Source organism: Litorerythrobacter xanthomarinus (assembly GCF_046254955.1).
In the GTDB taxonomy this organism is placed as follows: Bacteria; Pseudomonadota; Alphaproteobacteria; order Sphingomonadales; family Sphingomonadaceae; genus Qipengyuania_C.
Genome location: NZ_JBJXRG010000001.1, coordinates 875,654 through 887,713 on the forward strand (window position 1 = coordinate 875,654; position 12,060 = coordinate 887,713).

At 58.8% G+C, this 12,060-nt stretch carries 14 protein-coding genes; 6 read left to right on the forward strand and 8 right to left on the reverse strand.

The window, feature by feature from the left end; all coding sequences use genetic code 11:
* Window positions 1-2: 2 nt before the first annotated feature.
* The 4 genes from rsmG to ACEWMW_RS04525 form a co-directional block, all read right to left on the reverse strand.
* Complete coding sequence (gene rsmG, locus ACEWMW_RS04510) at window positions 3-572, reverse strand: 16S rRNA (guanine(527)-N(7))-methyltransferase RsmG (RefSeq protein WP_409412696.1); 570 nt, start codon at window positions 570-572, stop codon at window positions 3-5.
* A gap of 56 nt (window positions 573-628) precedes the next feature.
* On the reverse strand, window positions 629-2,485 hold the full coding sequence (mnmG, locus tag ACEWMW_RS04515) for a tRNA uridine-5-carboxymethylaminomethyl(34) synthesis enzyme MnmG (protein WP_409412697.1): 1,857 nt from the start codon (window positions 2,483-2,485) through the stop codon (window positions 629-631).
* Between the two features lie 75 nt (window positions 2,486-2,560).
* Window positions 2,561-3,835, reverse strand: a complete 1,275-nt coding sequence (gene mnmE, locus ACEWMW_RS04520) for a tRNA uridine-5-carboxymethylaminomethyl(34) synthesis GTPase MnmE (RefSeq protein ID WP_409412698.1) — start codon at window positions 3,833-3,835, stop codon at window positions 2,561-2,563.
* Between the two features lie 18 nt (window positions 3,836-3,853).
* Complete coding sequence (locus ACEWMW_RS04525) at window positions 3,854-4,123, reverse strand: DUF6489 family protein (protein ID WP_409412699.1); 270 nt, start codon at window positions 4,121-4,123, stop codon at window positions 3,854-3,856.
* A 124-nt stretch (window positions 4,124-4,247) separates the two neighbouring features.
* On the opposite strand from ACEWMW_RS04525, the gene ACEWMW_RS04530 reads away from it, so the two are divergent.
* Together ACEWMW_RS04530 and ACEWMW_RS04535 are read left to right on the forward strand one after the other, a co-directional pair.
* Window positions 4,248-4,946, forward strand: coding sequence for a dienelactone hydrolase family protein (locus tag ACEWMW_RS04530; RefSeq protein WP_409412700.1), 699 nt, complete (start codon window positions 4,248-4,250; stop codon window positions 4,944-4,946).
* Window positions 4,943-5,347: a nuclear transport factor 2 family protein gene (locus tag ACEWMW_RS04535; RefSeq protein WP_409412701.1), complete on the forward strand. Its 405-nt coding sequence runs from the start codon at window positions 4,943-4,945 to the stop codon at window positions 5,345-5,347. The genes ACEWMW_RS04530 and ACEWMW_RS04535 overlap by 4 nt, the downstream gene beginning before the upstream one ends.
* A 6-nt stretch (window positions 5,348-5,353) precedes the next feature.
* Here the strand turns inward: ACEWMW_RS04535 and ACEWMW_RS04540 are convergent, their stop codons facing one another.
* The 4 genes from ACEWMW_RS04540 to hemE all read right to left on the reverse strand — a co-directional run bounded on the left by ACEWMW_RS04540 (window position 5,354) and on the right by hemE (window position 8,790).
* Window positions 5,354-5,746 (reverse strand): BLUF domain-containing protein, encoded by a 393-nt coding sequence (locus ACEWMW_RS04540; protein ID WP_409412702.1) that lies wholly within the window; start codon window positions 5,744-5,746, stop codon window positions 5,354-5,356.
* 87 nt (window positions 5,747-5,833) lie between these two features.
* Window positions 5,834-7,099 (reverse strand): transcription termination factor Rho, encoded by a 1,266-nt coding sequence (gene rho, locus ACEWMW_RS04545; RefSeq protein WP_409412703.1) that lies wholly within the window; start codon window positions 7,097-7,099, stop codon window positions 5,834-5,836.
* Between the two features lie 162 nt (window positions 7,100-7,261).
* A complete protein-coding gene (locus tag ACEWMW_RS04550; protein ID WP_409412704.1) occupies window positions 7,262-7,714 on the reverse strand; it encodes a CopD family protein in 453 nt (150 codons plus the stop codon).
* Between the two features lie 50 nt (window positions 7,715-7,764).
* Window positions 7,765-8,790 carry a uroporphyrinogen decarboxylase gene (gene hemE / locus ACEWMW_RS04555; RefSeq protein ID WP_409412705.1) on the reverse strand — a complete coding sequence of 342 codons (1,026 nt, stop codon included), beginning with the start codon at window positions 8,788-8,790 and terminating at the stop codon, window positions 7,765-7,767.
* Window positions 8,791-9,110: 320 nt separating this feature from the next.
* On the opposite strand from hemE, the gene ACEWMW_RS04560 reads away from it, so the two are divergent.
* From ACEWMW_RS04560 to coaE, 4 genes are read left to right on the forward strand one after another with little or no spacing between them, the layout of a single operon-like run.
* Window positions 9,111-9,956: a pyruvate, water dikinase regulatory protein gene (locus ACEWMW_RS04560; RefSeq protein WP_409412706.1), complete on the forward strand. Its 846-nt coding sequence runs from the start codon at window positions 9,111-9,113 to the stop codon at window positions 9,954-9,956.
* Window positions 9,953-10,537, forward strand: a complete 585-nt coding sequence (locus tag ACEWMW_RS04565) for a Maf family protein (RefSeq protein ID WP_409412707.1) — start codon at window positions 9,953-9,955, stop codon at window positions 10,535-10,537. Before ACEWMW_RS04560 ends, ACEWMW_RS04565 begins: the two co-directional genes overlap by 4 nt.
* The gene (locus ACEWMW_RS04570) at window positions 10,534-11,406 is read left to right on the forward strand and encodes a shikimate dehydrogenase family protein (RefSeq protein ID WP_409412708.1); all 873 of its coding nucleotides are present in this window, start codon (window positions 10,534-10,536) and stop codon (window positions 11,404-11,406) included. Before ACEWMW_RS04565 ends, ACEWMW_RS04570 begins: the two co-directional genes overlap by 4 nt.
* Entirely contained in the window at window positions 11,403-11,999 is a 597-nt protein-coding gene (gene coaE, locus ACEWMW_RS04575) for a dephospho-CoA kinase (RefSeq protein WP_409412709.1), read from the forward strand. Before ACEWMW_RS04570 ends, coaE begins: the two co-directional genes overlap by 4 nt.
* Window positions 12,000-12,060 lie beyond the last annotated feature (61 nt).

Genomic DNA, 12,060 nt, shown 5'->3' on the forward strand with positions numbered 1-12,060 from the left:
GCCTACATCCTTTCGCTCTTGGAGAGCTTCCCAACCAGAATTCCCGCCTCCGGATCGGTTACTGATTGTTCCACGTGGAACATCTTACGTGCAGAGCGCGGTAGTTCATGCAGTTCTTGCGCCGCAGAGCGGCCTTTGGGCAAGACCCAATATGTGGCGTCTGTGGAGAAGCGAGCGGATAAGTCGATCAGTTTCGGCAGCGGTGCAAAAGCGCGAGCGGTGATGACGTCCACTTTGCAGTCGCTCACCAACTCCAATCGAGAGCCTTCAATCTGGACATTAGCAAGACCAACAGCCTGCGCAACGTCGTGCAACCAATCAACCCGCCGCCTGCGCGATTCAACAAGGATGAAGCGAAAATTCGGGCGCATACAGGCGAGAATAATCCCGGGGAGTCCCGGCCCAGTGCCAAGATCCAACCATGTCAGTGTTTCACGTGGAACATGGTCGAGCAACTGGGCGGAATCGGCTAGATGGCGGATCCAGGCCTGTTCAAGCGAACGCGCGGAAACCAAGTTTTGGTGAGTGTTCTCTTCGCGCAGGGCGGCGAGGTAGCTCTCGACCTTCTCCATTGCCTCCAAATCGCAGCGTTCCGAAACAAATTCCCGCGCTTGTCCCTCGCTGTGTATCACGCGGCATCGCGCTCCATCCTACGAGCGTATACGAGCACGGCCGCGAGTGCGGTTGGGGTGATGCCGGAGACGCGCCCCGCATCCGCTAAACTCGCTGGCTTCGCAGCGTCTAAGCGCTCGATCATCTCATTGGAAAGCCCGGGAACCTGCGCGTAAGGAAAGTCGCGCGCCAACAGCACATGCTGGCTGGAGCGCAGGTCGCGCAGTTCCGCCTCCTGCCTCACCAGATAGGGCGCATAAGCCGCATCCTCGATTAACTCCTCGGCGAGAGGGTCTGTACTTACGAAGCCACTAGGCAACCAATCGGCGAGATCGCGTTCGCTCACCGCCCGGTTCTGGAGCCATTCCGCTGCAGTGCGCATTGGCCCATCGCGGCGAATGTCGACACCGCGCTCTGCGAGCTCGAGCGAGCTTATGGAGGCATCAAGCGCGCTCCGCCAGGCTTGGGCTCGGTCTTGACGCTCGGCAAACCATGCCCCGCGCTCTTCTCCTACGCAGCCCGCCTCAACGGCGAGCGAAGTCAGCCGGCTTGCCGCGTTATTGGCGCGAAGCCGCAGGCGATATTCTGCTCTGGCTGTTAGCATACGATAGGGCTCGCTGACGCCATGAAGCGTCAAATCGTCAACCATTACTGCGAGATAGGAGTTGGCTCGGTCAATAGCGGGAGCCTCGCGCTCCAGAAGCGCCGATGCAGCACCCATTCCGGCAATCAAGCCCTGGGCGGCAGCTTCCTCGTAACCGGTCGTGCCATTGATTTGCCCCGCACAATACAGCCCAGGCATCGCGTCAACCTCAAGCCAGCGCGACAAGGCGCGCGGATCTATATGATCATACTCGACTGCGTAACCCGGGACCTCCATGCGTACTTCCTCGAGGCCCTTCATCGACTGGAGCATCGCTAGCTGTATGTCTACCGGCAACGAAGTGCTAATCCCGTTTGGATACACCAAATGGGTGTCGAGCCCCTCTGGCTCAAGGAAGACTTGATGGCCATCGCGGTCGCCAAAACGGTGAATCTTATCCTCGATTGACGGGCAATACCTCGGGCCCTGGGCATCGATGGCACCGCTGAACAGCGGAGATCGATCGAGATTCTCACGAATGACCTGATGGCTACGTTCGTTAGTCCGCGTGATCGCACAGAAGATTTGCGGTGCGGTGCGCCCGGTGCTCATTGGAGACATGGTCCAGCTTTCGCTGTCCGAGTGCTGTTCCTGCAGCGCCGCCCAATCGATTGTACGCCCATCGAGCCGTGGCGGCGTACCGGTCTTGAGTCGCGCCATAGGCAGCTTCGCCGCGCGCATCTGCTCGGCAAGCTTCTTTGCGCCCGCCTCACCAATGCGCCCACCCTCGATCCGCTCTTCACCGCGAAAAAGCGTTCCGCCAAGGAATGTACCCGTACAAAGAATCACTGCCTTGCCGCTCAGTTCAGACCCGTCGCCGAGGGTGACGCCGGTTACCCGTTCGCCCGAGAATGTCAGGCCCGTGACTTCTCCCGCTACTAGCTCGAGATCGCCCTGCGCGCGGATCATGCGCTGAATGGCTGCCTTGAATAGCTTGCGATCCGCCTGGACCCGCGGCCCCCAAACAGCGCTGCCCTTGGACCGATTGAGCATGCGGTAATGGATCGCCGCCTCGTCTGCCGCGCGAGCGATCAAACCGTCAAATGCATCGACTTCACGGACAAGGTGTCCCTTACCCAATCCGCCTATCGCTGGATTGCAGCTCATCGCGCCGATCTGGTCGAGATCGAAACTGACCAGCGCCACACGCAGGCCCATACGCGCCGCAACCGCAGCCGCTTCGACTCCGGCGTGACCTCCGCCGACTGCGATGACATCGAATTCGCGCATGAGCGGCCCTTTAGCTCGCACTCGTTTGAGCGTCAAAAGGCAAGTGCTTCGCGTTTCACCGTTCCACGTGGAACATCATTTGCCAATACAGAACCGCCCGAAGAGCGCGTCCAGCATATCCTCAGTTGTCGTCCGACCGACCAGCATGTCGAGTGCCACCCGCGCCCGCCGAAGATGCTCAGCAAGGATCAACAGATCCTCTGTTTTAACGGCCGCGTCCAGAAACTCTGCCAGCTCCGCAATACCCGCTCGCTGCCGAGTATTGAGCGCGACTTCGCCCGGTTTGGGCATCGTGAGCTTCGCAGCCTCCACCAAATCCGAACGGAGTGCATCCAGCCCCTCACCCGAAAGCGCCGAAACGCGATGCTTCGGCTCACTCTTGGTCTCATGCCGATCAAGATCGATCTGCGACTCGATCTCCCAAGCGCCGATCGGACCTTTGCTCTCTGGTCCCAGCCAGAGGACACAGTCAGCGCCTTTGATCTGGCGATGGGCTCGATCGATCCCGATCGCTTCGATCGCGTCGGTATCTTCGGACCGCAACCCGGCCGTGTCGATGAAACTGAAAGGTATGCCGGAGAGTGCTACCGAACGCTCGATCACATCGCGCGTGGTTCCCGCAATCGGAGAAGTTATGGCCGCCTCACTATCTGTTAATGCATTGAAAAGGGTGGATTTTCCCGCATTAGGTGGCCCCGCAATAACAACCTTGTAACCCTCCTTCAGGCGCTCTGCATGGGGGTGATCAAGCCACCCTGAAACGCCCTCTTTCAGCTTTTCTAGACCCGTACCAAAAGTTAGGGGCACTCCCTCGACGTCGTCCTCATCCGAGAAATCGAGCGACGCTTCCACTTGCGCCGAAAGCCGCAAGACCTCTTCACGCCAAAGCTCGACCTGATGCGATACCATCCCGCCGGCCATTGAGATTGCGCTGGCACGCTGGATTTCCGTCTCTGCTTCGAGCAGATCGGCGAGGCCCTCCGCCTCAGCCAAATCGATCCGCCCATTGAGGAACGCACGGCGGGTGAATTCCCCTGGCTCAGCTTCGCGCAGGCCAGCGATCGTCCCAAGTTCGCGCAGCACAGCCTGAGCAACAGCTCGTCCGCCGTGACAATGCAGCTCAGCGCAATCTTCACCCGTCGCATTGTTGGGTCCCGGCAGCCAGATGACAATGGCGTGATCGAGTGTTGCGCCGCTCGCGGTCTGCAGTGTTCGATAGCTTATCCGGCGAGGCTCTGGCAGGTCGCCTGCCAGCTTCCCAAGTGCACTGGATGCGTCCGGCCCGCTGATCCGGATCACCGCGATCGCAGCCGGCGGCGCGCCGCTGGAAAGAGCGAAAATCGTATCCAAGGCCCAAGCCAGTGTTGGTTAGTCGTCGGACGACTTCTTGGAAGATCTCGATGCGCCTTCAGCCATGGCAGCACTGTTCTGCATGAAGCTTTGGAACAACTGCAGTCCGACTTGCCCCATGGGCGCGAGGTTTTGAGCGTATTCCTGGAGTTTCTCCGGATTGCTTACACCTTTCATCGCCTTGGCCATGGTATCGACATAGACTGAATTGGCCTTGCTCACATCGGGCAATCCCATGAAGCTGCGCGCTTCTTCCGGCGTGCAGTCGATTTCGATATTCACCTTCATCACCCGGACTCCCTTGTACGGTTTCCTATCTTATCTGGGTCTACCCACAACGTGAGACAAGCTTTAAACACCGTAACCAAGGCAATTGCCAGCGATTCACGATCTTACATTGGAGGCTGAATTAATGTCCGAAACCGTATCCATCGAAACCTTGGGTGGAGACGCCAACTTCTCCGCCTATGTCGCGCGCCCCGAAGGAACACCCAAGGCGGCCATAATTGTAATACAGGAGATCTTCGGCGTGAATCCGGGAATCCGCAGCAAGTGTGATGATTGGGCCAGCAAAGGCTATCTCGCGGTGGCGCCTGACCTGTTCTACCGCATCAAGCCGGGAATCGAGCTCGATCCCGATGTGGAGGAACAGTTCCAGGAGGCCCTCGGCTATTTCGGCGAGTACAACCCCGACGATGGTGTGAAGGACATCGAAGCGACGATCCACTGGATCCGCCGCGAAGCGGGTGTTTCGAAAGTCGGCTGCGTGGGCTACTGCCTCGGTGGCAAGCTGGCCTACATGACTGCCGCGCGCACCGATATCGACGCCTCGGTAGGCTACTACGGCGTGATGATCGACCAAATGCTGAACGAGAAGCATGCAATCGCGCACCCACTCATGCTCCATATCCCCACCGCCGATCACTTCGTGGGGCCCGAAGCGCAGGCTGCAATGCATGACGGTTTGGACGATCACGCCAAGGTCACGCTGCACGATTACGATGGGCTCGATCACGGATTCGCAACCGAAAGCGGCAACCGCCGGGATGAAGAAGGCGCGCAACTGGCCGACAGCCGCACCGAAGCGTTCTTCGCGGAGCATCTGGCATGAGTGTCGCCGACGAAGGCCTTAAGCGCTGGCATGAGGTTATCGAATCCGGCAGCTCGCACGAAAAGCTATCTGCAATCCTGCACGACGACGCCGTGTTCCATTCGCCGGTTGTACACACACCCCAGCGCGGCAAACCCATCGTCATGGCTTACTTGGGAGCCGCCGGGCAGACGCTTGGTAATGACAGCTTCACTTACGTCCGCGAAATGGCCGATGGCGACAGCGTGCTGCTCGAATTCATCACTGAGATGGACGGCATCCAAGTCAACGGCATCGACCTGATCCGCTTCGACGAGGACGGAAAGATAATAGATTTCAAGGTGATGGTAAGACCATTAAAGGCTGTGAACAAGGTTTGGGAAATGATGGCCGCGCAGCTGGAGCGTCAAAAAACCAGTTAGAGCAGCCTAATTCAGCGCAGCGAAATTCAGAAATATCCGACGCAAATTGGGGTCGAGTTGCCTGGGCAGTTCGGCATCCAGCGCCGTGCGCCTCTCCGGCGCATCAGCCGCCAGACGAATATGCCGCATTGACCAATCGGGGCAGGCCCGCTCACTGATTGTGATATCCTCAAGAACGGAGAATCCGGTGTGTCGCGGATCATTTTCGATGCGCTGCATGACCTCTGACAGATCCTCTACATCGCCCTCCAATAGTTGGAGAAAATTGCGCCCGTTGTAGAGCAAGAGGCCGGTGACATTACGCTGCCTGTTGCTGCGCTGACTTGATTCCAGGATTTCCTCGACCGCCGACAAGTCCATATCCTTTGCCGTACTAATGTACACGATCTCACGCAGCATGAGCCCCCCATTACCCGTTCGCGACCGACGGCTAATGCCTTTGGTCGCGATCAGGTTCAAGGTCTCAAATTCGAGAGGTGGCTTGGATTATTGGTTCATCGTTTCGAAGAAGTCTTCGTTGGTCTTCGAATCCTTCATCTTGTCGAGCAGGAATTCCATCGCATCGACTGTGCCCATCTGCATGAGAATACGGCGCAGGACCCACATCTTGGAAAGCTTGTCCTTCTCGACCAGCAGCTCTTCCTTGCGGGTGCCGGACTTGCCGACGTCGAGAGCTGGGAAGATGCGCTTGTCGGCCACCTTGCGATCGAGCACGATTTCGCTGTTACCCGTGCCCTTGAACTCTTCGAAGATGACCTCGTCCATGCGGCTGCCAGTATCGATCAGCGCGGTGGCGATGATGGAAAGCGAGCCGCCTTCTTCGATGTTACGCGCGGCACCGAAGAAGCGCTTGGGGCGCTGGAGGGCATTGGCATCGACACCGCCGGTCAGCACCTTGCCCGAGCTCGGAACCACGGTGTTGTAGGCACGGCCGAGGCGCGTGATCGAATCGAGCAGGATCACGACATCCTTCTTGTGCTCGACGAGGCGCTTGGCCTTTTCGATTACCATTTCGGCAACCTGGACGTGACGCTGGGCGGGTTCATCAAATGTCGAGGAGATTACCTCGCCCTTCACGCTGCGCTGCATGTCGGTCACTTCTTCCGGACGCTCGTCGACCAGCAACACGAGCAAGAAAACTTCCGGGTGATTGTCGGTGATCGCCTTAGCGATATTCTGCAGCAGAACCGTCTTACCCGTACGCGGCGGCGCAACGATCAGCGCCCGCTGCCCTTTGCCTTGCGGAGAAATGATATCAATAACGCGGGCCGACTTGTCCTGAACCGTAGGGTCGGCCTGGTCCAGAGTAAGCTTCTGGTCCGGATACAGCGGCGTCAGGTTGTCAAAGTTGGTCCGCATGCGGACTTGGTCCGGATCTTCAAAATTGACGCTGGTAAGGCTTGTGAGGGCAAAATAGCGCTCGCCTTCCCTGGGTGCGCGAATTTCACCTTCTACGGTGTCACCCGTGCGCAGTCCCCATTTGCGGATCTGGTTCGGCGAAACATAGATGTCGTCCGGCCCAGCGAGATAATTTGCTTCGGGCGAGCGAAGAAAACCGAAGCCATCCTGCAGCACTTCGATCGTGCCCACACCCATGATGTTTTCGGTGTACTCTTCGTCATCTGCAAGTTCACGCAGGATGCAGAACATCAGGTCCTGCCGGCGCATGGTTGAGGCGCCTTCAACGCCAAGTTCTTCGGCCATGCTGACAAGCTCGGCCGAGGGTTTCTGTTTCAATTCCTTGAGATGCATAATTGGTATTCCAGATTGGGAGGCTGGCCGAAAAGGTCGTGAGGGCTTGGAGAAAGCAGACCCGGCACCGCATCGAAGCAGGCACCTAACCAGCAGTTGATGGGAGGCAATTACGCTTCGTGCAAGGCGCCGTCAATTCGCTTCATGCAAGATGGAGGAATTTCAGGGCAGATAAATGCGGACGATAAACACGCTAACCAGAATCAGGATTGCCGCAATTCCGGGTACCTCGTTGAGTAGGCGCAATTTCTTGCCGCTCATCGCCTCTTCGCCTTGCGCCAGCTTCTTGCCGTAGGCTGCCATGTAACCATGATATCCTGACAGCAGAATTACCAGCAGCAGTTTGAGGTGAAACCATGGCTGCGCCCAGGCATCGACCGTGAATGCGAGCGCTAACCCGAAGACCCAAACCAGCACGATTGCCGGGTTGAGGATAATCTTCATCAGACGCTTCTCGCGCTCGATCCAGCGACTGCGCTCCTCTGACCCTGCCGGTGCTTCCTGGTGATAGACGAAGAAGCGCGGAAGCATGAAAAGCCCCGCCATCCAGAAGATGACGAACGCCAGGTGCGCAACCTTCAGCCAGGGATAAAGCAAATCGAGCACCTCGAGCATGCGATCTAGATAGGATGCCTCGCTAGCGCTTGAAAGGCCGCCCGTTCAATTCAGCGCTGCCAGTTCCTGACCTGCGACACAAGCTGTTCGACATGCGCAATCGGCGTGAATTGCCCGATGCCGTGACCCAGATTGAAAACATGCGGCCGATCGCGGAAGGCATCAAGGATGTATTCCACGCGCTGCGCCAATCGTTCACCCCCTGCCAATAGCAAGAGCGGATCGAGATTGCCTTGGACCGGCATATCCCGCGGCAGTTCGGGCGCCGCCCAAGCCGGGTCGATCGTCTCATCTACGCCCACCGCGTCCACCCCGGTTTCGCGCGCGTATCCAGGCAGCTTTTCACCCGCGCCCTTGGGGAAACCGATGACAGGAACATCGGGAAAACGATCCTTGATCGCAGCGACAATCCTGGCGTTGGGAGCAATCACCCAACGTTCAAACTCATCGGGCGCAAGGGTACCAGACCAGCTGTCGAACAACTGCACTGCCTCGGCCCCCGCTTCGATCTGTCCGGCAAGATACCCGATCGTCACGTCGCCGATTGCATCAATGATCGACTGAAACCGGGTGGGATCTGTGTATGCCAGTGAGCGCGTCGCATGCTGGTCACGGCTTCCTTCGCCAGCAACCATGTAGGTCGCAACCGTCCACGGACTACCGGCAAAGCCCAGCATCGTGACACCTTCGGGCAATTGCTCACGGCAGAGGCGAACCGTCTCGTAAACCGGATCGAACCGCTGGGGCTGTGCGGTGAAATCTTCCAGGGCGGTATCGACTAACGGCGGTGAGAGTTTGGGACCCTCGCCAGCGAGAAATTCCAGACCCTGACCCATCGCATGTGGGACAATCAAGATATCAGAAAACAGGATCGCGCCATCGAAGCCGAACCGGCGCAAAGGCTGGACTGTAACCTCAGCTGCAGATTCGCTGTCGTAAACAAGATCGAGAAATCCGCCCTTCTCGGCACGCAGTTCGCGGTACTCGGGCAAATAGCGACCGGCTTGACGCATAAGCCACATGGGCACCTTGTCAGTCCGCTGACCGCGCAAGGTATCAAGGAGAATTCCGGGCATCTCGTCGTGTCCAAACTAAATAATAAGAGTCTTATATAAGGTTTGTTGGAGTCTGTTGGCCCTGTGGAAAGCGGGCACAAGCCCTCTATGCACGATTTAGTCCCACCTCAAGCGGGCTTGCATGATTGGGGACTCGGCAGTCTAGCGCGTCAAGCTCGATTTATCCCCGCTACCAACACGCTGTGTGTAACCATGCTCGCCTGTCTACGAAAGACCCTGAGCATGACTCGCAATGGGTACGGATTTCATCACCGAACTTGTCGACGGCTTTGTCCCGTGGTTTATGCCGGTGGTTGCCCACAGCCTCAAATCGAGCTCCAATGACTCGCCTACACCTCCATCTAGTATCGGATTCCACCGGCGAAACGCTCGAAATGATCGCTAAGGCCGCGCTGGCCCAGTTCGACGACGCGCAGGTGACGCGGCACTTCTGGCCGATGGTGCGATCGCGCCAGCATCTCGACCGGATCATGCCGGATATCGCGCAGAATCCCGGGCTGGTACTGTTCACGCTGGTTAATCCTGAAACGCGCAAGCGCCTGGAGGAGCAGTGTCGTGCCTCGGGCCTTCCGGCGGTCCCGGCGCTGGATGCAGTGACGGAATCGCTCGAATCGCAACTGGGGCAGGAAGCGCACGGGAAACCGGGCCGACAACACACCATGGATGAGGCCTATTTCGACCGGGTCGAGGCAATCCAATACACGATCGCGCATGATGACGGTATCGGACACGAGGACTGGGAAGAGGCGGACATTGTTCTTGCTGGTGTCTCACGCACCTCGAAAACGCCCACCAGCATCTACCTCGCTAATCGTGGCTACAAGACTGCCAATATCCCGATCGTTGTCGAAAGTCCGCCCCCCGACGTACTCTTCCGGCTACGCAAACCATTGGTGGTAGGGCTGACGACTGCGCCCGACCGGCTGGTGCAGATCCGCCGCAATCGCCTACTCAGCCTGCATGAGGATACCGATACGAGCTACGTGCAGGACGACCGGGTGAGGGAAGAGCTCAAGTATGCGCGCCGTATGTTTGCCGACAACGGCTGGCCAGTAATCGATGTGACGAGGCGTTCTATCGAAGAAACTGCGGCCGCGGCGATTCGATTATTGAGCCACCGCGAGGCCGATGAAACGCCGTCACTTCTGGGTTCCAAGCCGATATGATTGTGCTTGCTTCGAAAAGCGCGTCACGCCGGGCGATGCTCGACCAGGTCGGCATCGAATTTGATTGCGACCCTGCCGATATCGACGAACGCGCGCTTGAGGCGGAGATGGACGATGCTGGTCCCGAGGAGGTGGTGCAGGCCCTCGCTGCGGCCAAGGCGGCGGAGGTATCTTCGCGGCGATCCGATGAAGTTGTGCTCGGGAGCGATTCACTCGTGGTCGTCGGCGAACGACGCTTCGACAAACCCCTAGACCGCGAGAATGCCGCCGAGCACCTCCACTTCTTCTCGGGCAAGTCGATGATCCTCCACAGCGCAGCAGCGCTGGCGCGCGGCGGCAAGGTCGAATGGGTCGGGCATAGCGAGGCGCGGCTGGATGTGCGCGCATTAAGCGAGGATTTCATCCAATCCTATCTCGATGCGGAATGGCCCGCCGTATCGGGCTGCGTCGGCGTGTTCCGGATCGAAGCGCGCGGTCCGCAGCTGTTTGAGCGCATCATTGGTGACCAGTTCACTGTGTTGGGTATGCCCTTACTGCAAGTGTTGGCCGCACTGCGCGAACGAGGGGAGATCCTCTCGTGAGCAGGCCCTATGCGGAAGTGATTGGCGATCCGATTGCGCAATCGAAATCGCCCGCGATCCATGGGTTCTGGCTGGGCAAGCTGGGGATCGAGGCGGATTACCGCGCCTGCCATGTGCTGGGCGACGGGCTGGCGGACTATCTAGCCGCCCGGCGCGCCGATCCCGATTGGTGCGGGTGCAATGTCACCATGCCGCATAAGCAGGCGGTGATACTGCATCTCTACAGTGCCGAAGAGCCGGCGAGAAGCATCGGCGCTGTCAACACAATCTATCCTGCGTACGACCGGCTGCTAGCGGGGCAAAACACCGATGTGCCCGGCTTCCTCGAACCGCTCCGAGCTGAGCTGGAGAAGAAGCACTACTTTCGCATGGCGCGGATTCTCGGGACCGGCGGCGCGGCGCGGGCGATTGTCACAGCTCTGGCCGCAGATGGTTTCACCCTGGTGCTGGCGGGGCGCAACCCCGACAAGGCGCGCGCCATGCTCGATGAGCTTGCCCCTGCCAAGGAGAGCGGGGGCGGCGAGCACCATGCAGTGGATCTCGCTCATTTTGCCCAGCCGACCGACTTCGCCTTTGATGACCGCGAAGGCTGCCTCGATCTGGTGGTCAATGCCTCGCCGCTCGGCATGCGCGGGCAGCCGCCGCTCGCTTTCGACTGGAGCCACGCCCCGCCCGGCGCAATCGCCTATGATATTGTCACCGATCCGCTTGAGACCGAGTTTCTTACAAATGCCCGAGCAGCAGGCCACCGCACTATCGATGGCCTCAATATGCTGATCGGGCAGGCGGCGGTCGCGTTCGAATACTTCTTCGGCCAGCCCGCCCCGCGCGAGCATGATGCAGAATTGCGAAGGATACTCAGCTCTTGACCCGGCCCCGAATCCTTGGACTTACCGGTTCGATCGGTATGGGCAAGTCGACCGTTGCAGCGATGTTTGTCGAGCACGGCGTTCCGGTGTTCGATGCCGATGCTGATGTGCGCCGCATGCAGGGTCCCGGTGGCAAGCTGCTTCCCGCTATCGAAGCACGTTTTCCCGGTTCTACAGGACCGGAGGGCGTAAAGCGGGATGTGTTGGGGGAGCAGGTCTTCGGCGATCCCGAAGCACTCGCAGATCTGGAAGCGATCGTGCATCCGGCAGTGGGCCAGAACCGCGCGGCTTTCCTGCTCGAGCATGCCAATGCGGATATGGTGTTGTTTGATATACCGTTGCTGTTCGAAAAGGGTGGCCACGAAGCGGTCGACACAGTGATCGTGGTATCTGCGCCTCCAGAGGCCCAACGAAAGCGCGTCCTCGCACGCCCTGGTATGACACCGGAGAAGTTCGCCCATATCCTTGAGCTGCAAGTACCAGATGCCGAAAAGCGCGCCCGCGCGGATCATGTGATCGATACAGGGACCACCCTTGCGGAAACCGAACTTGCGGTGAAATCAGTCATCGAGCAGCTGCGCCAGGCAGACTGACACGTATCACGTCGAATACGTGCTCGACCCCCCTTGCAAGCTTCAGGATTCAGGCCGATAG